General features: G+C 60.2%; 20 protein-coding genes. 7 read left to right on the forward strand and 13 right to left on the reverse strand.

From position 1 onward, the window contains the following. Nucleotides 1-139: 139 nt before the first annotated feature. Both BJF91_RS08010 and BJF91_RS08015 read left to right on the forward strand, forming a co-directional pair. Nucleotides 140-1,372 (forward strand): putative DNA modification/repair radical SAM protein, encoded by a 1,233-nt coding sequence (locus BJF91_RS08010; protein ID WP_075613975.1) that lies wholly within the window; start codon nucleotides 140-142, stop codon nucleotides 1,370-1,372. Further along, complete coding sequence (locus BJF91_RS08015) at nucleotides 1,369-2,841, forward strand: UdgX family uracil-DNA binding protein (protein ID WP_075613976.1); 1,473 nt, start codon at nucleotides 1,369-1,371, stop codon at nucleotides 2,839-2,841. Before BJF91_RS08010 ends, BJF91_RS08015 begins: the two co-directional genes overlap by 4 nt. Before the next feature lie 106 nt (nucleotides 2,842-2,947). Here BJF91_RS08015 and BJF91_RS08020 read toward each other — a convergent pair whose 3' ends face one another. The 7 genes from BJF91_RS08020 to BJF91_RS08050 form a co-directional block, all read right to left on the reverse strand. Further along, entirely contained in the window at nucleotides 2,948-3,277 is a 330-nt protein-coding gene (locus BJF91_RS08020) for an MFS transporter (protein ID WP_075613977.1), read from the reverse strand. A gap of 246 nt (nucleotides 3,278-3,523) precedes the next feature. After that, entirely contained in the window at nucleotides 3,524-4,831 is a 1,308-nt protein-coding gene (glnT, locus tag BJF91_RS08025; RefSeq protein ID WP_075613978.1) for a type III glutamate--ammonia ligase, read from the reverse strand. Between the two features lie 81 nt (nucleotides 4,832-4,912). Continuing rightward, complete coding sequence (locus BJF91_RS08030) at nucleotides 4,913-6,241, reverse strand: FMN-binding glutamate synthase family protein (RefSeq protein WP_075613979.1); 1,329 nt, start codon at nucleotides 6,239-6,241, stop codon at nucleotides 4,913-4,915. A 12-nt stretch (nucleotides 6,242-6,253) separates the two neighbouring features. Beyond that, nucleotides 6,254-6,940, reverse strand: a complete 687-nt coding sequence (locus BJF91_RS08035) for a GltB/FmdC/FwdC-like GXGXG domain-containing protein (RefSeq protein ID WP_075613980.1) — start codon at nucleotides 6,938-6,940, stop codon at nucleotides 6,254-6,256. A 17-nt stretch (nucleotides 6,941-6,957) separates the two neighbouring features. Continuing rightward, nucleotides 6,958-7,863 carry a class II glutamine amidotransferase gene (locus BJF91_RS08040; RefSeq protein WP_075613981.1) on the reverse strand — a complete coding sequence of 302 codons (906 nt, stop codon included), beginning with the start codon at nucleotides 7,861-7,863 and terminating at the stop codon, nucleotides 6,958-6,960. 90 nt (nucleotides 7,864-7,953) lie between these two features. Next, a complete protein-coding gene (locus tag BJF91_RS08045) occupies nucleotides 7,954-8,613 on the reverse strand; it encodes a helix-turn-helix domain-containing protein (protein WP_075613982.1) in 660 nt (219 codons plus the stop codon). Nucleotides 8,614-8,643: 30 nt separating this feature from the next. Continuing rightward, nucleotides 8,644-9,603 (reverse strand): GlxA family transcriptional regulator, encoded by a 960-nt coding sequence (locus BJF91_RS08050; protein WP_075613983.1) that lies wholly within the window; start codon nucleotides 9,601-9,603, stop codon nucleotides 8,644-8,646. A 98-nt stretch (nucleotides 9,604-9,701) separates the two neighbouring features. On the opposite strand from BJF91_RS08050, the gene BJF91_RS08055 reads away from it, so the two are divergent. From BJF91_RS08055 to BJF91_RS08070, 4 genes are read left to right on the forward strand one after another with little or no spacing between them, the layout of a single operon-like run. Then, nucleotides 9,702-10,952, forward strand: coding sequence for a sarcosine oxidase subunit beta family protein (locus BJF91_RS08055; protein WP_075614525.1), 1,251 nt, complete (start codon nucleotides 9,702-9,704; stop codon nucleotides 10,950-10,952). 20 nt (nucleotides 10,953-10,972) lie between these two features. Then, complete coding sequence (locus BJF91_RS08060) at nucleotides 10,973-11,242, forward strand: sarcosine oxidase subunit delta (RefSeq protein WP_075613984.1); 270 nt, start codon at nucleotides 10,973-10,975, stop codon at nucleotides 11,240-11,242. Further along, entirely contained in the window at nucleotides 11,239-14,211 is a 2,973-nt protein-coding gene (locus tag BJF91_RS08065; RefSeq protein WP_075613985.1) for a sarcosine oxidase subunit alpha, read from the forward strand. Before BJF91_RS08060 ends, BJF91_RS08065 begins: the two co-directional genes overlap by 4 nt. A gap of 27 nt (nucleotides 14,212-14,238) precedes the next feature. Continuing rightward, nucleotides 14,239-14,739, forward strand: coding sequence for a sarcosine oxidase subunit gamma (locus BJF91_RS08070; RefSeq protein ID WP_075613986.1), 501 nt, complete (start codon nucleotides 14,239-14,241; stop codon nucleotides 14,737-14,739). A gap of 138 nt (nucleotides 14,740-14,877) precedes the next feature. Here BJF91_RS08070 and BJF91_RS08075 read toward each other — a convergent pair whose 3' ends face one another. The 6 genes from BJF91_RS08075 to BJF91_RS08100 form a co-directional block, all read right to left on the reverse strand. Beyond that, nucleotides 14,878-16,806 (reverse strand): beta-galactosidase, encoded by a 1,929-nt coding sequence (locus BJF91_RS08075; protein WP_075613987.1) that lies wholly within the window; start codon nucleotides 16,804-16,806, stop codon nucleotides 14,878-14,880. Beyond that, nucleotides 16,806-17,903: an ABC transporter ATP-binding protein gene (locus tag BJF91_RS08080; protein ID WP_075613988.1), complete on the reverse strand. Its 1,098-nt coding sequence runs from the start codon at nucleotides 17,901-17,903 to the stop codon at nucleotides 16,806-16,808. Before BJF91_RS08080 ends, BJF91_RS08075 begins: the two co-directional genes overlap by 1 nt. Then, a complete protein-coding gene (locus BJF91_RS08085) occupies nucleotides 17,896-20,001 on the reverse strand; it encodes an alpha-galactosidase (RefSeq protein WP_075613989.1) in 2,106 nt (701 codons plus the stop codon). Before BJF91_RS08085 ends, BJF91_RS08080 begins: the two co-directional genes overlap by 8 nt. Then, a complete protein-coding gene (locus tag BJF91_RS08090; protein WP_075613990.1) occupies nucleotides 19,998-20,849 on the reverse strand; it encodes a carbohydrate ABC transporter permease in 852 nt (283 codons plus the stop codon). Before BJF91_RS08090 ends, BJF91_RS08085 begins: the two co-directional genes overlap by 4 nt. Beyond that, nucleotides 20,849-21,757, reverse strand: a complete 909-nt coding sequence (locus tag BJF91_RS08095) for a carbohydrate ABC transporter permease (RefSeq protein ID WP_184412807.1) — start codon at nucleotides 21,755-21,757, stop codon at nucleotides 20,849-20,851. The genes BJF91_RS08090 and BJF91_RS08095 overlap by 1 nt, the downstream gene beginning before the upstream one ends. A 113-nt stretch (nucleotides 21,758-21,870) precedes the next feature. Further along, the gene (locus tag BJF91_RS08100; protein WP_075613991.1) at nucleotides 21,871-23,103 is read right to left on the reverse strand and encodes an ABC transporter substrate-binding protein; all 1,233 of its coding nucleotides are present in this window, start codon (nucleotides 23,101-23,103) and stop codon (nucleotides 21,871-21,873) included. Between the two features lie 161 nt (nucleotides 23,104-23,264). Between BJF91_RS08100 and BJF91_RS08105 the strand changes: the two genes are divergently transcribed. Then, nucleotides 23,265-24,200 carry a helix-turn-helix domain-containing protein gene (locus tag BJF91_RS08105; protein WP_075613992.1) on the forward strand — a complete coding sequence of 312 codons (936 nt, stop codon included), beginning with the start codon at nucleotides 23,265-23,267 and terminating at the stop codon, nucleotides 24,198-24,200. The last annotated feature ends 122 nt before the right edge of the window (nucleotides 24,201-24,322 follow it).

The following is a 24,322-nucleotide window of genomic DNA, read 5'->3' on the forward strand; positions in this document are numbered from 1 at the left end:
CCCGGCCAAGGCGAGAAGCCAATGGTCGGGCAATTACACACGACAATCACGGCGTCGGACTGATAGTTCTCAGGAAGATACTGAACCGCGTTCGGCTGAAACGTTGACAAATGTCTGTAGAACATTTAGTGAACATTTCATGAGGAAAACGCTTAAAGAACGCTTGGCCATCTTGTCGGATGCGGCAAAATACGACGCGTCTTGCGCATCAAGCGGAACGACAAAGCGGAACTCGGCAGCCTCTGGCGGGCTAGGATCGACGGAAGGCTCCGGGATATGCCATGCCTACGCTCCGGACGGGCGGTGCATCTCTCTTCTTAAAATCCTGATGACCAATTTCTGCATCTACGACTGTGCGTATTGTATCAACAGATCGTCGAGCAACGTGGAGCGCGCGCGGTTTTCGGTCGAAGAAGTCATCTGGCTGACGCTCGAATTCTATCGCCGCAATTACATCGAGGGTCTCTTTCTTTCCTCTGGCATCATCCGCTCGTCCGATTACACGATGGAGGAAATGGTTAGGATTGCGCGTGAATTGCGCACGACACATAATTTCCATGGCTACATCCATCTCAAGTCCATTCCCGAGGCGTCACCGCAACTAATTGAAGAGGCGGGGCTCTACGCCGATCGCCTTTCGATCAATATCGAATTGCCGACGGATGCCGGTATAGGGAAGTTCGCGCCGGAAAAGCGACCGGACAACATTCGCCGGTCGATGGGCAATTTGCGCCTGAAGATCGAAGAAATGGCTGAGCCGACGCTCCAGACCAAGCGGCGAAGGAGATTTGCCCCCGCCGGACAAAGTACACAGATGATTGTCGGCGCCGACGCTGCTGACGATGCAACCATCCTTGGCACCAGCGCCAGGCTCTATGGAAGCTACGGCTTGAAGCGTGTCTACTATTCCGCCTTTAGCCCGATCCCGGATTCGTCGAAAAACCTGCCCCTGATCAAGCCGCCGCTGATGCGGGAGCATCGATTGTATCAGGCAGACTGGCTCTATCGTTTCTATGGGTTCGACATTGCGGAGATCACGTCGGCACGTCCGGACGGCATGCTCGATCTCGACATCGATCCGAAACTGGCATGGGCGCTTGGCCATCGCGATCGATTTCCGGTCGACATCAATCTCGCGGACAGGGAAATGCTTCTGCGCGTGCCCGGCTTCGGCACGAAGACCGTCCAGTCCATCCTTTCGACACGGCGGTTCAAACGGCTGCGGCTGGAAGATATCGGACGGCTCGGCGTCTCACTCAAAAAAGTCCAGCCGTTCATCACGGCCGAGGGTTGGACCCCGCATCGTTTGATCGATCGCGCCGATTTGCGGGCGATGTTCATGCCGAAGCCGGAGCAATTATCACTACTATGACGCAGACCTGCTTTCTCGAAGGCCGTGGCGATCTTTCGGAATGGCGCGCGGCGGCGCGGCGGTATCTACAATCGGGCATCGACCCCAAGGAAATCGACTGGCGGCTTATCGATGACGAGCAGGGCTTATTTGGCGCTGACGCAAGCGAAGACGGCGACGGCCGAACGACAAGCCAGGCCGGTCATACGAACGCGCAGATATCCGTGCCGCCGGCCTTCCTTACACTCGCAGAAGCCGTTCTCTGCCATTCCGATCCCGGCCGCTTCGCTTTGCTTTATCGCCTGCTGTTTCGGTTAAGGCAGGAACGACATCTTCTTGAGATGAAGACGGATGCCGACGTGGCGATGGCGTACCGGATGCAGAAGTCCGTGGGTCGCGACTATCACAAGATGACGGCCTTCTTGCGCTTCAAGGAAGTGCCACTGCCTGCCGGTGTTGCAGGCAGACGGCGTTTTCTTGCCTGGTTTGAGCCGGACCATTTCATCGTCGCACGCGTTGCGCCGTTTTTCCAACGACGGTTCAATGACATGGACTGGATTATCTTGACGCCTCACGGCTCCGCCTCCTGGGACGGCCAGATCCTTCGGACGTCGATCGAACCGGCATTCAAGCCCGATATCCAGGATGAAACCGAGGATCTTTGGCGCACATATTATGCATCCATCTTCAATCCAGCACGCTTGAAGGTAAAGATGATGATGACGGAGATGCCGAAAAAATATTGGAAGAACCTGCCGGAGGCGGAGCTCATTCCCGGCCTTATAGCCGGAGCGGAAGCCAAGCTGATCGATATGGGGCGTCAACAAGCCAGCGAACCGCTCCCGTTTCACCATCGCCTCCAGGCCGCGGCGGCGCGTGTCCAGACCGAGCCGGCGACCGAGGCGGGCACGATTGATGCGCTGCGCCAGAACGCCCGGCACTGCACTCGATGTGATCTCTACTGTCGCGCAACACAGACCGTTTTCGGCGAAGGGCCTGTCGATGCACAGATCATGGTCGTCGGCGAGCAGCCAGGGGACCAAGAGGATCTTGCCGGGCGGCCGTTCATAGGGCCGGCCGGCCGTGTGTTCCACGATGCTCTAGCGCGTGCCGGCTTGGACAGACGCGCGCTCTACGTCACCAATGCGGTGAAGCACTTCAAGTATGAGCCACGGGGAAAGCGCCGCATCCACCAGCGCCCAAACATGACAGAGGTGCAGCACTGCAGGTGGTGGCTCACGCAAGAGATCGATATCGTAAAGCCGAGGCTGATCGTCGCCATGGGCGCGACCGCACTGTTTTCGCTCACGGATCGAAAGGATCGTTTGGAGGATGTGCGCGGCCAGCCAATCATCATGGACGACGCGCGACATCTATTCGTGACCGTTCATCCATCATACCTGCTGCGCATTCCCGACGAGATAAAGAGAAACGAAGCAGTCGCGCGCTTTCGTGAGGATATAAGCCGGGTTGCTCGACTTGTTGTGTAGGAGACAAGCTGGAAACGCCCCGTTCATTGAACCGGGGTGCTGGAGGATGCGAAGCTTTACGGTGACAATCAGAGGCTGATCCGCCCGCAAGAGGAACATGAAAGACCTATTGGGTTTCCCTGGGTTGCTCCTTCAGCAACACGAAAAGAACCCCGCTCACCGCCAAGGCCACCGCATAAGCGGTGAGGCCGGGCGCGTAGCTCTGGAATTGCGCGCGGCTGAGCGGCAGAAGCGTCGCCCCCAGAGCTGCGCCCAGCTGGAATACGGCGAAGATCGTGCCATAGATGCGCCCGAATGCGGCAAGGCCGAAGCTGCGCTTGATGATGTAGCTCAGCACGTCGAACTCCGCGCCGTAGACCATGCCGATCAGGATGGCGGACAGGAAGACAAGGCTGCCGACCGCAGCATACGGTCCGACACGGCGAGGCCGCGGCATCGGGAACGGGGGTGCGGTGCCTCCAGGACCTCTATCACCGAGCAGGCGATACAGAAGCCATAGCGGGTGACGACAGCCCCTTTGACGGATGACATGGTGGCGGAAGCCCGCCCATCGGGCTTCCAAGATTGAAGAACTGATCTGCAAGACTGTAGTGGGGTACGTACAAGACTGACCTGCCTGCCCAAATGTGGGAAACTGCCCCGCATCACTGCGAAAAGCCTACGGCCCGACATAGCTCCCGGTTCAGATATCGAGCGTCGTCTGATGTTCCCAGGCAGTAAATTGGGAGCAATAGCTGTTCCACTCGTTGTGCTTAAGCTTGAGATAAGCGCTGGAAAATTCGAGCCCTAAGGCCGCCTGAAGCTCATCATCCGCTTCATAGGCGCGCAACGCATCGAGAAGATTGAGTGGCAGTTTCGGCGCATTCTTCACCGTATGGCCTTCGCGATACATGTCGATATCGTGATGCGGGCCAGGATCGGCATCGCTCTTAAGGCCCGAAAGGCCGGCGGCGATGATGATGGCCTGGAGCAGGTATGGATTGACTGCTCCGTCCGGCAGGCGCAGTTCGAAACGGCCTGGTCCAGGCACGCGCACCATATGGGTGCGGTTATTGCCGGTCCAGGTCACCGTATTCGGTGCCCAGGTGGCTCCTGATACGGTGCGCGGCGCGTTGATGCGCTTGTAGGAATTCACCGTCGGATTGGTGACAGCGGCAAGCGCCGAAGCATGTTTCATGATGCCGCCAAGGAAGGTCTTGCCCTTGGCCGACAAACCGAACGGCATGGCCTTGTCGGCAAAAGCGTTGGTCTTTCCCTCGACATCCCAAACCGAGATATGCGCATGGCAGCCATTGCCGGTCAGTCCCTTGAAGGGCTTCGGCATGAAGGTGGCGCGCAACCCGTGCTTTTCTGCCACCGACTTGACCATGAACTTGAAGAAGGAATGCTTGTCGGCGGTCTTGAGCGCGTCGTCATATTCCCAGTTCATCTCGAACTGGCCATTCGCGTCTTCATGGTCATTCTGGTAGGGCTTCCAGCCCAGTTCCAGCATGTAGTCGCAGATCTCGGCGATCACGTCATAGCGACGCATCAGTGCCTGCTGGTCGTAGCAAGGCTTCTCCGCTGTATCGAATTCGTCAGAAATCTTGCCGCCATCAGCCGAAATCAGGAAAAACTCAGGCTCGACGCCCGTCTTGACCCGAAGCCCCATGGATGCGGCTTCCTCAACCAGCTTTTTCAGGACAACACGGGGCGCTTGCCCCACCGGCTTGTCATCCATCACGCAATCGGCAGCGACCCAGGCGACATCCTTCTTCCAAGGCAGTTGGATAACGGAGGAGGCATCTGGCACGGCAAAGAGATCGGGATGCGCGGGCGTTAGGTCCAGCCAAGTGGCAAAGCCCGCAAAGCCTGCACCATCCTTCTGCATATCGGCAATGGCCTCAGCCGGCACCAGCTTGGCGCGCTGGGCGCCAAACAGGTCGGTATAACTGATCATAAAATATTTGATGCCGCGTTCGCTAGCAAACTGCGCAAGATCCTGTGTCACGTCGTTCCCCTGTTTTTATGGATTGAGACACATTGAAAGGAAATGACCGCGATCCCGGGAGAAGATCGCAGCCATTGAAGTTTAAAAACCGGCCTTGCCGGGATACCAGTTGGTGCCGGCAAGCGGCACTTGCGCCATCGCGGCGGCCTCCATGGTCAGTGCCACGAGATCTTCTGGCTCGAGATTGTGCAGCCGGTTATGGCCGCAGGCACGGGCAATCGTCTGGGCTTCCAGCGTCATCACCTTGAGGTAATTGGCGAGACGACGGCCAGCCAGAACCGGGTCGAGACGCTTCATCAATTCCGGATCCTGAGTGGTGATGCCGGCCGGATCCTTGCCCTCGTGCCAGTCGTCATAGGCGCCCGCAGTGGTACCGAGCTTCTGATATTCCTCTTCCCACTTCGGGTCGTTGTCGCCGATAGCAACCAGCGCCGCCGTGCCGATCGCCACGGCATCGGCGCCAAGCGCCAGGGCCTTCGCCACATCAGCACCGGAACGGATGCCGCCTGACACGATCAACTGCACCTTGCGATGCATACCGAGATTCTGGAGCGCCTGGACGGCTGGACGAATGCAAGCAAGCGTCGGCATGCCGACATTTTCGATGAACACGTCCTGAGTTGCAGCTGTACCGCCCTGCATGCCGTCGAGCACAACAACGTCAGCCCCGGCTTTTACGGCAAGCGCCGTGTCGTAATACGGCCGCGCGCCGCCGACCTTGATATAGATCGGCTTTTCCCAATCGGTGATTTCGCGCAGTTCGAGGATCTTGATCTCGAGATCGTCTGGCCCCGTCCAGTCGGGATGACGGCAGGCGGAGCGCTGGTCGATACCCTTCGGCAGGTTGCGCATGTTGGCGACCCGATCGGAAATCTTCTGGCCGAGCAACATGCCACCGCCGCCGGGCTTGGCGCCTTGGCCGACCACCACTTCGATGGCATCGGCGCGGCGCAGATCTCTAGGGTTCATGCCGTAGCGTGACGGCAGATATTGATAGACCAGGGTCTGGCTATGGCCGCGCTCCTCATCGGTCATGCCGCCATCGCCCGTCGTGGTGGAGGTGCCGGCCAGCGTCGCCCCGCGCCCAAGCGCTTCCTTGGCATTGCCAGAAAGGGCACCGAAGCTCATGCCGGCAATGGTGATCGGTGTCTTCAGGTGGATAGGCTTTTTGGCAAAGCGGGTGCCGAGCACAACCGAAGTATCGCATTTCTCGCGATAGCCCTCGAGCGGATAACGGGAAATCGACGCGCCGAGAAACAGCAGATCGTCGAAATGCGGCACCTTGCGCTTGGTGCCGGCTCCCCTGATATCGTAGATGCCGGTGGCGGCGGCGCGGCGGATTTCCGCGAGCGTATAATCATCGAAGGTCGCGGATTTGCGCGGTGGCGTATTGGGGTTGTGATAGCTCATCGGTCTCTCCGCTCAATACGCTTCGGCGTTGTCGATATTGAAGTTGTAAAGCTTGCGCGCCGAACCATAGCGCTTGAATTCTTCCGGCTTGACGTCGGTGACACCTGCCTTCGCCAGAAGCTCGGCCAGCTTTTCCAGATGTTCGGGACGCATCTCTTTTTCGATGCAGTCGGCGCCCAGGCTCGTCACCTTGCCGCGCACGAAGAGCTTTGCCTCATAAAGACTGTCCCCCAGCGCCTCACCGGCATCGCCGAGCACCACCAAGTGGCCAGACTGGCCCATGAATGCGGACATGTGGCCGATGGAGCCGTGTACGACGATATCTATGCCTTTCATGGAAATGCCGCAGCGTGAGGCGGCATTTCCCTTGATGACAAGCAATCCGCCGCGACCAGTCGCACCGGCATACTGGCTGGCGTCACCTTCGATGATAACGGTGCCGGACATCATGTTTTCCGCAACACCTGGACCAGCGGAACCACGTACCGTAACGGTGCCGCCGTCGTTCATGCCGGCGCAGTAATAGCCGACCGACCCCTTCACCTCCACGGTAACAGGGCTATCGATGCCGACGGCAACGGCATGGTGTCCACGCGGATTGACGATTTCGAAACTGGTATCATTCGCGCCCGACGTGACGGCGTGAAGGGCGCTGTTCAACTCGCGTAGGGGAGTGTGGGAAAGGTCGAAGACAGGCATGATAAGTCCCTTGCGATTCAGGCCGCTTTTGCGTGGTCCCAGAAATAGACGGTGGCTGGTTCCGGCTCCCAGATTCGGGCCGTATCGATACCGGGCAGGTTGACCAGCGCCCGGTATTCCGAGCCAAAGGCCACGTATTGATCGGTCTCCGCCATGACGGCCGGCTTGCAGGCGATCGGATCGCGCACCACGCCAAAGCCAGAGCGGGTGCCGACGACAAAGGTGAAGAAGCCATCGAGATCGGACAACGCACCGGTCAGCGCCTGACCCAGATCCTTGCCGCGCGCCATTTCCGCCGTCAGATAGGCAGCCGCCACTTCAGAGTCGTTTTGGGTTTCAAACCGCATGCCTTCGCGGATCAGCTCGCGGCGCAGATTATTGTGATTGGACAGCGAGCCATTGTGCACCAGGCATTGGTCGGCCCCAGTGGAAAAGGGATGGGCGCCGAGCGTGGTCACCGCACTTTCCGTCGCCATGCGGGTATGGCCGATGCCGTGTGTACCGCCCATGGCCCGCACTTCGAACCGACTGACCACATCCTTCGGCAGGCCGATTTCCTTGAAGATCTCGACGCTTTCGCCTGAGCCCATGATGCGGATGGACGGCCGGATCGTCGACAGCAATTCCCGCACTTGGCCAAACGTTTCAGCGGCAACCTCAATCACGGCATGAGTGCTTTTTACCGTCACCGAAGCAGCAATGCCCGCCTCCGCCATGGCGGCATCCAGCCCCGCAAAATCGACCGCCGGCTGCGGCGACTGAACCGTCACCTTCATCTTGCCCGCCTGCGCGGCGCCATAGATGGCAATGCCAGCCGAGTCGGGACCCCGGTCGGTCATGGTGATCAGCATATCCGAGAGCAGTTCCCCCAACTGGGGCTCAAGGCTTTTGTCTTTCAGGAACAGTCCCACAATGCCGCACATGGTCAGCCTCTCCATTTCTCACTGAAGAAATGGCTAACACCGCCCAATAACAAAATCAATCTCTAGGAATAATTTTTTCCTGTTGAGCAACTATTTCAGTTGAGGGTAGGAGATGATCGAGAGGTAGCGGGCCGGCAAGGTCACCAGCTCTTCCGGCCCATGCGGCGCGTCTGCGTCAAAGAACAGGCTATCCCCCGGCTGCATGCGATAGAGACTTTCGCCATGGCGATAGACCACCTCGCCTTCCAACATGTAGAGGAATTCCATGCCCTCGTGCTGGAAGGTCGGAAACACGTCGGATTCGGTGTTGAGCGTGATCAGATAAGGCTCGACCACCACGCCAGAGCTATTGTTTTCGATATGTCCGAGCAGGCTGTAATGATGGCCCGCACGGGTGCCTCGACGCTCCAGATTGACGCCTTCGCCGGCCTTGACGAAGCTCGCGCTGCGCGGCTCCTCATAGCCTTTGAAGAAAGCGGTAATCGGCACGCCGAGCGCACGCGACAATGACTGCAATGTCGACAGCGAGGCAGAGATATTGCCATTTTCGATCTTAGAGAGCATGCCGACCGACATGCCGGTCGCTGCGGCCAGATCCGCAACCGTGATGCCGAGCTTTTTGCGGAAGATGCGCACCTCGTGGCCGATCGCCATTTCGAGGTTGTTGGCCCTGGGCTCACGCACCGCGTGCGGGTCCTGCGCCAAGATTGCCTTTGCCGCCTGGACTGCCTTTGTGTCGCTCTTGGCCATGCCTGCCTCTGATGTCCGTCTATAACAGATTTATGATCTAACCGATTTCGGTTGAATCCCAAACAGTTGTTTGAAGGCCCGCGAAAAGTGCGAGGCGCTGGAAAAGCCGGTGGCAAAGGCGATATCCGATAGGGAAAGCGGGCTCTGCTCCAGCAATTTGCGGGCGTGGGTGAGCCGCATGCGACGGTAAGTCTCCTGGAAGCTGGCCTGCAGATGGCCGGCAAACAACCGGTCGAGATGCCGCGGCGTGATTCCGACCAGTCGGGCGATCGCCTGACGGTCCAGCGGATGTTCCAGCGCGGCCTCCATCTTCTCCAGTGCTGCCACCAGCGCTGGATTGTGGGTGCCGAAGCGCTCGACGACAGAGCCTCGCTGCGGCGCCGTCGGCTCGGCGACCGCCGTATGCAGATACCAATCGCTGACCCGGCGCGCAAATTCCGGCCCGAGCCGCTCGCTGATCAGCGCATGCATCATGTCCAGCGGCGCAACGCCTCCACCGCAGGTCAGCCGGTTCCCATCAAGCACATAACGAGCCTGGCGAGGCACGAGATCGGGAAAGGCTTCCCGGAGCGCCGGGGCATGTTCCCAGTGAATGGTAAAATCGCGCTCAGTGAGCAGACCGGCCTCAGCCAGAATGTACGCACCACTGGAGATGCCCCCGATCCGCATGCCCTGACGGGAAAATTTGCGCAAAGTGCCATGCATTTCAGCAGTCTGTTGCCAATCTCCAGGAGCGCCACCTGCGATCACGAACAGCGTGTGGCAGGTCGCTCCGTCACGCACAAAATCGCCGCAGGGAATATCGAACCCCGCCGAACAGCGCACCGGCTCACCGCGCAGCGACAGCGCCCGCACCGCGTAAAGCGATTTTTGCGCCAGAAGATTCGCGGCCCGAAGCGGCTCTGTTGCCGACGAAAACGACATCAGCGCAAAGTTCGGCGTCAGTACGTAGCCATAAGTCTGGGTGATCGGAGAGACAAGGTCGGTCATGTCTCCTTGGTATCATGATATGTCTCTTTTCTGCAATTGTGGAACACCAGAGTTGGAGTAGCCTGCACAAGTTGATCCTCCTGAAACGAGCAGGCATGATGCGCTATTCGGCCCTGTCCATTTTCCTGAACGGCCTTCGCGGCAACCGTAATTGGGTCGCCCATTGGCGCCAACCGGATCCCAAACCGCATTATGACGTGGTGATCGTCGGCGGTGGCGGGCATGGGCTGGCGACCGCCTACTATCTTTCCAAGACATTCGGCATCAAGAATATTGCTGTGGTCGAAAAGGGCTATATCGGCTCAGGCAATGTCGGGCGCAACACCACGATCATTCGCTCCAACTATCTGCTGGCCGGCAACAATCCTTTCTACGAGTTTTCGATGAAGCTCTGGGAGGGACTGGAACAGGATTTTAATTTCAACGCCATGGTCTCCCAGCGCGGCGTGGTCAATCTCTACCATTCAGACGCCCAGCGCGATGCCTATATCAGGCGCGGCAATGCCATGCGCCTGCATGGCGTCGATGCCGACCTGCTGGACAGGGCGCAGGTCAAGGCGATGCTGCCGTTTCTTGACTACGACAATGCCCGCTTCCCGATCCAGGGCGGACTGTTGCAAAAACGCGGCGGCACGGTGCGTCACGATGCCGTGGCGTGGGGCTATGCCCGCGGAGCCGATATCAACGGCGTCGACATCATCCAGAATTGCGAAGTGACGGGCATCCGCCGCGAGGCGGGCAAGGCGGTTGGCGTGGAGACCACCCGGGGTTTCATCGGCTGCGGTAAGCTGGCGCTCGCTGCGGCCGGCAATTCTTCGCGCGTCGCAGAGATGGCCGGGCTGAAACTTCCCATGGAAAGCCATGTGCTGCAGGCCTTCGTCTCGGAAGGGCTGAAACCGTTCATCGATTGCGTCGTCACCTTTGGCGCCGGCCATTTCTACGTGTCGCAGTCGGATAAGGGCGGTCTGGTCTTCGGCGGTGATATCGACGGGTACAACTCCTATGCCCAGCGCGGCAATCTTGCCACGGTCGAGCACGTGGCGGAAGCTGGCAAGGCGATGCTCCCGGCATTGTCACGCGTGCGCGTCCTACGCTCCTGGGGTGGCATCATGGATATGTCGATGGACGGCTCGCCTATTATCGACAAGGTGCATCTCGACAATCTCTACCTCAATTCCGGCTGGTGCTACGGCGGCTTCAAGGCCACGCCCGCGTCAGGCTATTGCTTTGCCCATCTGATCGCCAAAGGCGAACCGCATGAAACAGCTCGGGCCTTCCGGCTGGACCGTTTCGCGCGCGGTTACCTGATCGATGAAAAGGGCCAGGGCGCCCAGCCGAACCTTCACTGAGCTTTGGAAAGCAGCACGACATGGCAAGCCTGATCCCCTGCCCCCATTGCGGGCCTCGCCCCAAGGAAGAATTTACCGTCAAGGGTGCAGCGCTGGCGCGGCCAGACCCGCAAGCGGGTCCTGACGTTTGGTATGACTACGTCTATCTGCGCGACAATCCGCGCGGCGCCTATGAGGAATATTGGCACCATACATCCGGCTGCCGTCGCTGGCTGGTGGTCAGCCGCGACACCGCCAGTCACGAGGTGCATGGCGCCCGCGACGCCTCGATCAAGGAGACGGCCGAATGACCTCTTCACGTCTTTCCGTTGGCGGCCTGATCGACCGCAGCAAGGTTTTGAACTTCACCTTCGACGGCAAACGCTACAATGGCTTGGAAGGCGATACGCTCGCCTCAGCGCTTTTAGCCAATGGCGTACAACTGGTCGGTCGCAGCTTCAAATATCACCGCCCGCGCGGCATCCTGACTGCGGGTGCCGCCGAACCCAACGCACTGATGACGATCGGTCGCGGCGGACGGACCGAGCCCAATACACGCGCCACCATGCAAGAACTTTATGAGGGGCTGGAGGCCAAGAGCCAGAACCGTTGGCCGAGCCTCGAGCATGATATCGGCGCCCTCAACAGCCTGCTCTCGCCCTTCCTCAGTGCCGGCTTCTACTACAAGACCTTCATGTGGCCGGGCGCGCTCTGGGAAAAACTCTACGAGCCCTTCATCCGCAGGGCTGCCGGCCTCGGCAAGGCAAGCTTTGAGGCCGATCCTGATACCTATGAGAAATGCTGGGCGCATTGCGACCTCCTCGTCATCGGCGGTGGCACTTCCGGCCTGACGGCGGCGCTTGCCGCCGCTCGTGCCGGGGCGCGGGTGATGCTGGTAGACGAAAATGCAAGCTTCGGCGGCGGATTGCTGGCCGAAACCGTGCCGATCAACGGCGGATCTGCGGCGGCGTGGGTGGCGGAGGTTCTATCAGAACTCGAGAACTTGCCGAATGTGGAGTTGCTTGCCCGCACCACGGCCTTTGGCTGGTATGATGGCAATGTCTTCGGCCTTGTCGAGCGGGTGCAGAAGCACGTGACGGTGCCGGCAGCACAGCGTCCTGTCGAACGGCTCTGGCGCGTCGTCGCCAAGCAGGCGATCCTCGCGACAGGCGCGGAAGAACGGCCACTTGTCTTCGGCGGCAATGACATTCCGGGCGTTATCATGGCCGGTGCCGCCCGCCGTTATCTAAACCAATATGGTGTCGCGCCCGGTCGCAAGACCGCCGTCTTCACCACGAATGACAGCGGCTATGGGCTTGCCGCCGATCTGGAAGCCTCGGGCGTGGAGGTCACCGCCTTGATCGATAGCCGACGCCAGGCGCAAACGGCTTGGGCCGGACGCGCAAGGCTGGTGCGCGGCGGCCTCGTCAGCGACGCCCATGGCGGCAAGACGCTCGACGCGATTGATCTCTGGCGCGAAGGCCAGACGGAACGCCTCAAAGTCGACGCGCTCGCGATGTCGGGCGGCTTTTCGCCGATCATCCATCTCGCCTGCCATCGCGGTGGTAAGCCGCAATGGTCGGACGCGCATAGCGCCTTCCTCGCGCCGAGCGCATTGAAAGGCCTGACGCTGGCCGGATCGGCCGCCGGCGTCTTCGGCTTGGCAGCGTGCATGGCGGATGCGAAGGCCAAAACCGCAGAGATCATTGACGGCCTGGGCTTCCAGAAGAGCCAGACTGCGACGCCGTTGCTGCCCTGCGTCACGGAGGCCTACCCTGCTGCGCCAGCCGCGCCGCTCTTCTCCATTCCCGGCATCAAGGGCAAGGCCTTCGTCGATTTCCAGAACGACGTGCATCTAAGAGACCTCGGCCTTGCCGTGCAGGAAGGCTATGGCCATGTCGAGCTTGCCAAGCGCTACACGACCAATGGAATGGCGACCGACCAGGGCAAGCTCTCCAACGTCAATGCTATCGGCCTTCTGGCTGAAGCCCGGCGCATCTCACCAGCCGAAGTCGGCACGACCACCTTCCGACCCTTCTATACGCCTGTGTCTTTCGGAGCGCTAACCGGCACATCGCATGGCAAGCATTTCCAGCCAGTGCGCAAATCGCCGCTGCATGGCTGGGCCGCCAAGAACGGCGCAACCTTCGTGGAAACCGGCCTCTGGTATCGCTCCGCCTGGTTTCCTCGGGCCGGTGAAACCGGCTGGCGCGAGAGTGTCGATCGAGAGGTGAAGGCAGTACGCGTCCATGCCGGAATCTGCGATGTCTCGATGCTCGGCAAGATCGAGATCTGCGGGCGCGATGCGGGCGAGTTCCTCAACCGTGTCTATTGCAACGGATTTGCCAAGCTGCCGGTCGGCAAGGCGCGCTACGGGCTGATGCTGCGCGAAGACGGGTTCATCTATGACGACGGCACCACCAGCCGCATGGCGGAAGATCGCTATTTCATGACAACCACCACCGCTTATGCGGCAGGTGTGATGAACCATCTGGAATTCTGCGCCCAGGTCCATTGGCCCGAACTCGACGTGCGGCTCGCCTCCGTAACCGATCAATGGGCTCAGATGGCGGTGGCAGGGCCGAATTCCCGGACCATTCTGCAGGAGATCGTCGACGAGGACATCTCGAACGAGGCCTTCCCCTATCTGGCAGCACGGGAGGTCTCCTTGTTTGGTGGCAGACTGACAGGGCGGCTGTTCCGAATATCCTTCTCAGGCGAACTGGCCTTTGAACTCGCCGTTCCCGCCGACTTCGGCGAAAGCACCGCCGATGCGATCATGCAGGCGGGCAAGGCCCATGGCATCGTGCCCTATGGTATCGAGGCGCTTTCCGTCCTGCGCATCGAAAAAGGCCATGTCACCCATAACGAGATCAACGGCACCGTCGTGCCCGCCGACCTCGGCTTTGGTAAGATGGTCTCCTCCATCAAACCGGATTTCATCGGCAAGCATATGCTGGATCGGGAAGGGCTGGCCGCAGCGGACAGGCCACAGCTGGTGGGCGTGCTGCCGCTCGATCCACAGACCAGCTTCCGTAGCGGGTCGCATATTTTGAAAAAGGACGATGCTCCAACGTTGGAGAACGACCATGGCTATGTGACGTCCTCGTGCTTCTCACCGCATATCGGCTCGACCATCGGTCTGGCGCTGGTCAAAGCCGGAGCCTCGCGCCATGGCGAGGAAGTTCAGGTGTGGAACGGGCTGCGCAACGAGTTCACCACCGCGCGGTTGGTAAGCCCGGCCTTTGTCGATCCGCAAAATGAGAAACTCCATGTTTGATATACGTCGCAAAGACGGGAGCGCCAGATGACCGCGTTTGAACTCATCCGCCAGCCGGCCCTCATCGGCGAGACCGTACGTACCTTCGGCGCCCTGACCATTGAAGCCCCGGCAGGATTGACGATCGTGCAATTGCTCGGCAAGCCCGGCTCTGCGCCACCCGCCGATCTCCCTGCTGGCGTCAGCTTGAGGGCATCAGGACCCGGACAGTGGTTCGCCGTCAGCGCTGCGGAAGCGGACGGAACGGCGATTGCTGCGTCCGGCTTCGACAGCGTCGACCAGAGCCATGGCCGCGTCCTGATCCGGGTGAGTGGCGGCCCGGTGCGCCGCATGCTGGCCAAGGGAACGGCGGTCGATCTTCACCCCGACAGCTTTGCCATCGGCATGTCCGCCATGACCCTCATTGGTCATATTGGCGTCAACCTCACTCGCACCGGCCAGGATGAATTCGAATTGCTGGTGCTGCGTGGTTTTGCCGAAAGCCTCTGGGAGGATCTCATCGGCATGGCGCGAGAATTTCAGATCTAAACAAGGCTCTGCCCGCTTCAGGGTGAAACGGGCAGAGCGACCGCAGGAACAGTCGGCCTCGTACCGGGGCTGCACATGCGAACCAAAGAGACAATCCAGCAGCGCCACCTCATGGAAGACAGCGCTACTGGTGTCGGGTCACGCCCAGACGGCCAAATCCTGCGCCTTAACTACGGACCCGCCGAGCAGGAACGAACCGCTGACGGGCACTGTCCAATCTTCGCTGCCATAGTTGAACGCAAAAGTCAGATTGCCGCGACGACGGATGCGGATATGCTCCGGCAGTTCGATGGTTTCCAGCCCAGCCTTCTTTGCGAGCAGGCCGAGCGTCGACGACAGCAGCGCCTGATCGGGCCAGCAGGCGATATAGTGATGACCGCCGTTTTCGGTCAGGGCCGGATCGCCGTTTTGGAAGCTGGCAACCACCTTGGCGGTGGTTTGCAGATATTCGCGCCAGCGGATCGCCGCACCGCTGACCTCGCCAGAGACGGCATCGCTGAGACCGGGCCGTAGCGAAGCGACCTGTGTCTGGCGGGTGCCGGTGAGCGGCGCCAATGGGCCGGGCGGCAGGTTTTCCGGGATGTTGAACTTGCCATCGCGCGAACCGGACCGGGGACCGTAGAGAACCAAAGCGTCGGTGTTGCGCAGCGCTGCAAGCGAAGCTTCATCCACCTGCATCTGGCAGGGCACCAACACCAGCTTGTAAGCGCTGAGATCGGCGCCGGGACGCACGAAATCGACATCCAGGCCCAAGCGCCGTGCGGCTTCATACCAGCGGAAGACCAGCTCCTCATAGCGGAAGTCCCGGCCCTGCGGCTGGATCTTTGCCGCCCAGTAGCTGGCATAGTCATAAACCAGCGCCACCGGAGCGGTGCTGCTATCAGGCAGAGCGCCGAGCTTGGCCAGTTCGCCAGCAACGGCATGGGCCTCCAGCCCGCCGACCGACCATTCGTCGAGGCCCGGCAGGTTGAGGCCGGCATGCATCTGTTCCTGGGCAAAGGGGGCCTGGCGCCAGCGGAAATAGCTGACGACTTCGGCGCCATGGGCGAGCGCTTCCCAGCTCCACAGCCTGACCATGCCGGGTTTAGGCACCGGGTTCCAAGGCGCCCAGTTCACCGGTCCCGGCTGCTGTTCCATCACCCAGAACCGTCCACGGCCGACGCCGCGATAGAGATCGTGGTGGAAAGGCGCAATATCGGGATGCGAGGTCTCGGCCCAGCGATTGCGCTCTTCCTCGGTGAAGGGGAATTTCTCCACGAAGCCGATCGGGTAGCTGTCCCAGCTGGCGAGGTCGAGATTGTCGGTCACCTTGAAGTGGTCGAAATCGTTGACGAAGCCCATGAAATTGTGGGTGATCCACCGGCCCGGCGAATGCTTGCGGATGATATCCACCTGCATTTTGTCGTAGGCCGCCACCTGATCGGACGAGAAGCGCCAGAAATCCAGCCGTTGTGCCGGATTGGGCTCGGTCACGGTGCGGGCAGGCAGTTCAACCTCGTCGAAACTGTTGAATTCCATCGACCAGAACACCGCGCCCCAGGCTTCGTTGAGCTGGTCCGTGGTCTGGTAGCGCATCCGCAGCCATTGCCGGAAGGCCTTCAGATCCTCCGGCCCCCAGGACACGGTCGTGTCGTGGCAACCATATTCGTTGTCGGTCTGCCAGCCATCGATGCCGGGATGGGTGCCGTAGCGCTTGGCAATCGTCTCGACGATCCGCGCGCTTTCCTTCCACCAGATCTCGCTGGAAAAGCTGTAATGGCGGCGCGAGCCGAAGCCCCGCACCTTGCCATCGGCATCATAGGGAGCAATTTCGGGATGCTCATCCATCAGCCATTTCGGCGGGGTCGCCGTCGGCGTGCCGAGCACGATCTTGAGGCCGGCAGCATGCAGCACATCAATCGCGCGGTCCAGCCATTCGAATGTGAAGGTGCCATGCTTCGGCTCCAGCCGCGACCAGGCAAATTCGCCGATCCGGACATAGGAAATGCCGAGCTTGCGCATGTTCTGCGCGTCGATGGCCCACTGGCTCTCCGGCCAATGTTCGGGATAATAGCAAACGCCGAGCATTATCGTGTCAGATCTCCGTTGATCACCGCCTTGCCGGCCTCATCGAACAGATGGCAGGCGGCGGCGGGAATGCCGATGGACAGGGTTTCACCAGGCTTGGCCGTTGTGAGGCCGTCGGCCTTGACGGCAAGTTCGGTGCCATCGGCCAGATTGACGAAAAACAGGCTCTCGGACCCGAGATATTCAGCCAGCCGAACCGGCATCTGCAAGACAAGATCCCCCTTGCCGGTCGCGTCCAGATGTTCCGGGCGGATGCCGAGCGTCATCTTGCCGGGCTTGAAACTCTTGCCCTGCGCGTCGAGCGTGATCGCCGCACCGCTTGCCAGCGTCGCCACAACCTTGCCACCCTCGGCCGGCGCGACCGTGACGGGCACGAAATTCATCTTTGGCGAGCCGATGAAGCCGGCGACGAACAGGTTGTTCGGACGGTGATACAGCTCCAGCGGTGTGCCAACCTGCTCGATCAAGCCGGCCGAGAGCACGACGATCTTGTCGGCCATGGTCATGGCTTCGACCTGGTCGTGGGTGACGTAGATCATCGTCGCCTTCAGGTCCTGATGCAGCTTGGAAAGCTCGGTGCGCATCTGCACGCGCAGTGCGGCATCGAGGTTGGAGAGCGGTTCATCGAACAGGAATACTTCCGGCTCACGTACGATGGCGCGGCCGATGGCGACGCGTTGGCGCTGGCCGCCGGAAAGCTGCCCCGGCTTGCGTTCCATCAACGCGCCGAGTTGTAGCAGTTCGGCCGCCTTCTTGGTGCGCTCTTCGATCATCGCCTTCGGATGGCCGGTCATTTTCAGGCCGAAGCCGATATTGTCGCGCACAGTCATATGCGGATAGAGCGCGTAGGACTGGAAGACCATGGCGACGCCGCGTTCCGACGGGCCGATCTTGGTCATGTCGCGCCCGCCGATCGTCAGGCCGCCGGACGTGATATCTTCCAGGCCAGCGATCATCCGCAGCAGCGTGGACTTGCCGCAGCCGGATGGGCCGACGAAGACGCAGAACTCTCCGTCCTTGACATCGAGATCGACGCCCTTGATGACGCTGAGCGCGCCGAATTCTTTCTTGACACCGCGCAGGCTTACATCAGCCATGGTGGTCTCCTCCCTCAACAGGTTCCAGTTCGAGCAGGATGGCGCTTTCCGGCCGCAGCATGGGCAGCGGCAGTCCGACCGTGCCGAGATCGGCAAGATCGAATGTCACAGCCCCGGCCAGCAAACGCTTCTGCCCCTCGGATATGCGAATGAAATTAGGTGTGGCGGGATGGACTGCCGCGATCTTCCAGCGTCCGCCCGGGCGCGTGACCTGCAACGGCAGGGTCACCGGCTCCGGCTGCTCGCCAACCATTTGCGGGCCTTGGGCAACAAACAGCGCAATGCGCTTGTCATCAGCAGCGCCCCAGACATAGCGACCGTCACGCGGCTCCTTGCTAAAGTTGGCGCCCGGCGCATGCAGCAGCGGCCGCAACCGCTTGTGGATGGCGATCCAGCTCTTCAGTGCCGCCCGCTCTTCGCCTTCCAGCTCCAGCGGATTAAGCTCGACACCGAGATGATAGGCGAGCGCCACCACGGCGCGGAAATCGAGCGTCAGGCGCCGATCGGTCTGGTGGTTGGGCGAGGCCGAGACATGGCTGCCCAGAACTTCCGGCGGCACGAACACGCTGGCGCCGCGCTGGATTTCCAGCCGCTCCAGGGCATCGGTGCAGTCGGAGGTCCAAACGCGATGCGTGCGTGCCAGCACGCCGTAATCGATCCGGCCGCCGCCCGAAGCGCAGCTTTCGATCTCGACATTGGGATGCGCTGACCGAACCCGGTCCATCAGCGCATAAACCGCTCGGGTCTGGGCAGAAATCTTTGCCTTGCCATCGCGACCACCGGCATGGGTGAGATCGCGGTTCATATCCCATTTGATGTAGGAGACGGCGTGATGGCTCAGAACCGCATCGATCTTGCCGAACAGATAGTCGCTCACTTCCGGCCGGGTCAGGTCGAGCACGAGCTGGTTGCGCGATAGCAGCAGCGGCCGGCCATTGACCTGCAAGGCCCAGTCAGGATGCGCCTTGTAAAGCTCGGAGACGGGATTGACCATTTCCGGCTCGAACCAGATGCCGAACTGCATGCCGAGACCGGTGACATGGTCGACCAGCGGCTTAAGCCCGTCAGGATATTTGCGGGCGTCGATATCCCAGTCGCCAAGGCTGGTCGTGTCGTCGTCACGCTTGCCGAACCAGCCGTCGTCGAGCACGAAGCGCTCGATGCCGAGTTCAGCCGCCGAGGTCGCCTGGGCCTGGAGCGAAACCATCTGGTGGTCAAAATAATTGCCTTCCCAGGTGTTCAGCGTCACCGGGCGCGGCGCCATGGAACCGCCAGGCCAATGCATGAGATCGTCACGCACAAAGGCATGGAAAGCGGCGCGATCAGGGCCGGCATAGGCGACGGGGCTGCGATAGCTTTCGCCCGGTGCCAGGATCGTTTCGCCCGGCTCGAACAATTCGCCGAGGTGCACCAGGCGGCGGCCGTCGTCCAACCGATCGATGGCGATCTGGTGGTTGCCGCTCCAGCCGAGCGCCACGCCGAAGCTCTGCTCCGGCGCTTCGATGGTCAGCATCGGGAACCGGTCGTGGGAGGTACGGCCACGCCGGCTTTCCTGCGACCAAAGACCGTTGCCGAGGGTCTCGCGGCGGATCTGGAATTCACGGCCCCACATGCCGGTAAAGCTGAGGACGTCGACGGCACCTGCTGAAACCGGGAAGCTCGCCGCCATGCAGCGGTCCAGATTATAGTCGCCGGAACCGATATTCTTAAGCTCGGTGGAAAGGCCGATGACGCCTGACGAAAACACCTCGAAACGCAGCGTGATAGCCATGCCGGCCACAGCATCCTGGGCGCAGAGCAGCGTGACGGGTCCTGTCTGCTCAACCGTCCAGTCCGAAAACTGCAGGATGAAGTCGCGCCCGGCGCGGTGCCCTGCTATGGCCGGCCAGCCGAAGAAGCCCATGCCACCGGTTGGCAGCAGGACGGAGGATGGCACGGCGTCATCCATGCCGTTGATGCGGCTGGAGCGTTCGATGTCGACAAGCGTCGGATCAGAACTTGGCGCCTTTCCGAAGCTGATAATGTCAGGCATGCCGCTATCGGGCAGGCTCAGGCCGAGCGCAAAAGCGCCCTTGCCGATGGAAACGATGGTTTTCATCCCTTGGTTGCTCCAAGTGTCAGCCCGGCGATGAAATGCCGCTGCATCAGGAAAAACATGGCGACCGGCGGCAGGGCCGCGACGATCGAGCCGGCGGAAACCAGGTTCCAGGCCGCAACCCATTGGCCGTTCAGGGAATAAAGGCCGGCGGTAACAGGCATGGCCGACTGACCCTGAACAAGGACCGTGGCCCAAAAATAGTCGTTCCAAACGAAGGTGAAGACCAGCACGGACAGAGCCGCAATCGCCGGCCGCATCAGCGGCAATACGATATAGCGGAAGATCCGCCATTCCGAGACGCCCTCGACCCGAGCAGACTCTATCAAAGCGAAGGGCAGACCCTTGATGAAATTGCGCATGAACAGCGTGCAGAAACCGGTCTGGAAGGCGACATGAAACAGAACGAGGCCGGTCACCGTGTCGTAGAGCCCCATTTTCAGGGTCATGTCGCGCACGGGCACCATGAGGATCTGGAAGGGGATAAAGTTGCCGGCGACGAACAGGAAGAACAGGACGAGGTTGCCCTTGAACTTGTAGGTGGCCAGCGCAAAGCCGGTGAGGCAGGAGAGCGCCACCGCGCCGATCACCGTTGGAATGGTGATCTTGAACGAGTTGAGGATATACCAGCCAAGCGGCGAGTTTTCGAAGACCGCGGTATAGTTCTGGACGCCGGCAAAACCGGAGGGAATGCCGAAATAGTTGCCCGCGGCAAGATCGCTCGGAGGCCGCACCGAGGTCAGCGCCACGCCAAGCAGCGGCAGCAGCCACAGGACCAAAGCAATCGGCAGCACGAGGTTGTAGCCGAAACGAATGATCGGCGATGATTTCTGGATCGGTGTCGGAAACATCAGTTATTCCTTTCCTGGCCGAGCATGCGCACGATGAACAGCGTGATGAACACCATCATGATCAGGAACAGGACGACGGCGATGGCTGCGCCATAGCCCATGCGGTAGCCATATTCGGAAAGTGCTTCTTCATACATGTAATAGGAGAGCACGCGGCTGGAACCATAGGGGCCGCCGGCGGTCATGATCGACACGAGGTCGAAGGAGCGCAACGCGCCGATGACGGTCACCACCATGGCGATGAAGGTGGCGGGCGCAAGCTGCGGCAGGATGATATTTTTCAAGAGCGACCAGCCCTTGGCGCCGTCCATGCGAGCGGCTTCCACCTGCTCCGGATTGATATTGTTGAGCCCGGTCAGATAGAGGATCATGCAATAGGCGGTCTGCGGCCAGAGGCCGGCAACGATAATGCCGTAGGTGACGAAGCGCTCATCAGCGAGCACTGCGAAATCCAGCCCCGTCAGATCTTTCAGCAGCACCGAGAACAAGCCGAAATTCGGCGCGTAGAACCAGGTAAAGATCAGGCCGACAACGACCTGACTGATAACGAAGGGGAAGAAGAACAGCGACTTGTAAAGCCTGATGCCGGTGACCGTCTGGTTGAGAAACAGGGCCACGGCCAGACCGCAGGGAATGGCCAGGAGGTAGAGAACCAGCCAGATAACGTTGTTCTGCAGCGAGGTGTAGAAGGCCTCGTCGCCAAGCAGTTCCTGGTAATTGGCAAGACCGATCCAGGTCTTGGCACCAACGCCGTCCCAATCGTGGAAGCTGATCCAGACAGACTGGAAGATTGGCGCCACGACATAGACGAGGAACATGACCAGGCCTGGCGCCAGAAACAGGGCTGGCGCGATGCGCTGTTGATGTCGTTTCCAGAATCCGGATGAAACAGGAGCAGCAGTGCTCACGGCAGCACCTCCGTTATAGCAAGGCCCGACGATGCGGATGCATCTCGACCGTCATAGGAATGAAAAGCCGGCCGGACGCGCAAGACGCGACGCCCGACCGTTGGGAGAACCGATTATTTGTAGACGCGCGCGCGCACCTTATCGAGGCGAGCGAGAATGGCGTCGACCTTGTCAGGCTTGACCATGAATTCCTGGAAACCTTCCATGCCGGCCTTGGCCATGTCGGCAGGCGCATCGCGGTCATAGAACTGTGCGAGGGCGTAGGCGGTCGAAAGCATGTCGAAGCCGGCGCTGAGGAACGGATCGTTGGACTTCTGCGACTGGTTGTTGATCGGCAGCTGACCGAGGATCTCGTTCATCTTGGTCTGGGTTTCCGGCTTGGCCAGGAAGGCCAGGAACTTGCGGGCATCGGCCTTGTTCTTCGCACCCGACGGGATGTGGAAGGATTCGGTCGGCGCGTCTTCAGCCCGCGGCAGCCCGGGGGTGATTTCCGGGAACTGCAGGAAGCCGATCTGCTCTTCCTTCAGGCCGCCATCCTTCATCGGCGCAACGGCGAAATTACCCATCAGATACATGGCCGCCTTGCCCTGCACGAACTGCGGCATGGCATCCTGCCAGTCGAGCGCAGCATGGTTTTCGATGAAATAGCCCGGCTTGACCAGTTCGGCCCACTTGGCGAACACGGCCTTCACGCGCGGATCGGTATAGGGAACCTTGCCTGCGGTCAGATCCATGTGGAATTCGTAGCCATTGACGCGCAGGTCGAGATAGTCGAACCAGCCGGCCGTCGGCCAGAGCGCCTTGGTGCCGATGGTGAACGGCGTAATGCCGGCCTTCTTCAGCTTGTCGCAGGCGGCCACCAGTTCGGCCCAGGTCTTCGGCGGGGTAATGCCCTGTGCAGCGAAGATGTCCTTGCGATAATAGATGCCCCACTGATAGGTCGAATAGGGAATGCCCCATTTCTTGCCGTCGATGTCCATCGACTTGGCTGCGGACTTCAGCTGGTTGTTGAGATCGTCTTTCGCCCAGAGGTCGGATACGTCCTCGAACAGGCCGGCTTTGACGAAGGGAGCCATGCGGTTGCCGGAATACCAGGAAACGACATCAGGCGCATCGGCAGTCAGAAAGTTGCGAATGGCGGATTTATAGCCTTCGTGGTCGAAATTATTCCATTTCACGGTGACATCGGGATTGGCCGCCTGGAAATCCTTCAGCAGCTCTTCCATCGCCTTTTTCGGCGTCGGGTCCGACTGGTCGGAGTTCAGCACGATCTGGCCAGCAAAGGCGCTCGACACGGTCAGCGCATAGCCGAAGGCCAGGCCTGCCACGATTCTAAAATGGGTCATTATGTTCCTCCCCGGGAATCAATCTCAGCGTCATCATCTGCAATGTGCAGCATCTTTGCGTCCGCCTCCTGCAGAAGCATCTTGACCGTGAGCCAGAAAGCCGCAATCTACCTCCGAAATTCCGGCTTAGAATTCCGGTATCCTAAGATTTTTGGTGCGATATGGCTCGACGTCCCGCCGTCGTCAACAGACTAGGCGCAATACCTGTACACCCGGAACGGGACCCTGCCCATCCCTTGGTTGTATTCGGCGATCATCGATTCTGTGCCGGGGAGTTGATGGAAGTGCAAAAGATGGCCGGTCCGCATATGCACAGCCAGATCGAGCTGAATTTCGTGCTCGAGGGCGCCATGACCTACTGGTTCGATGGCCGGGAGCTGACGATTTCGGATGGTAGGCTCTGCCTGTTCTGGGGGATGATCCCGCATCAGGTGATCGATCGCCATGCCGGCACGCGCTTCATCTGCCTTTATGTGCCGATGTCGGTCTTCCTCGGCCTCGCCAATCTCAGCCAGTTCCGTGACTCGGTGTTTCGCGGTGCGGTGATCGAGGCACTCGATCTGCGCCCCTTTGACCGCGAAATTTTCCTGCGTTGGCGCGAGGAACTGCTGCGGGGCGATGAACGCGACATTGAGATCGTCCGCTCAGAACTGACGGCACGGCTGATGCGCATCGAGCGCGACGGCTGGCGTGATCTGCGCGAACAGGGCTCGGCACTCGCCAGTGTCGGACAGCGCGATGCCGGCTGGGTTCTGCATGTCGAAAAGATGCTTCGCTTCATCGGAGAACGCGCGCCTGACGATATCTCGGCCGACGATGTCGGACGTGCCGCCGGACTGCATCCCAACTACGCCATGGGCCTGTTCAAGCGCGCCGTCGGCATCACCATTAATCAGGCCATCATTCGTCATCGGCTGGATACGGCCCAATCCCTGCTGATTTCCTCGGACATGCCGATTACCAAGGTGGCTTACGAATCCGGTTTCGGCTCGCTATCGACTTTCTACGAGGCCTTTCAACGACGCTTCATGGAAAAGCCAGTGCAGTACCGCCAACGCATGCGGGCAAAGGGTACGGTAGCCCAGGCCAGCACCTGATATTCGTCGCGCTTTTAGCAGTTTTGCTCACGACCCAAAAAAAGATGATTATTATCATCATGTTTTCTTGACGCACAGGTTGCGTCGATTTAGCTTACCAGCGATCGGATCAATCGAAGGCT

Origin of the sequence: Gillisella taibaishanensis (assembly GCF_001938985.1) — a bacterium.
GTDB classification, from domain to species: Bacteria; Pseudomonadota; Alphaproteobacteria; order Rhizobiales; family Rhizobiaceae; genus Allorhizobium; species Allorhizobium taibaishanense.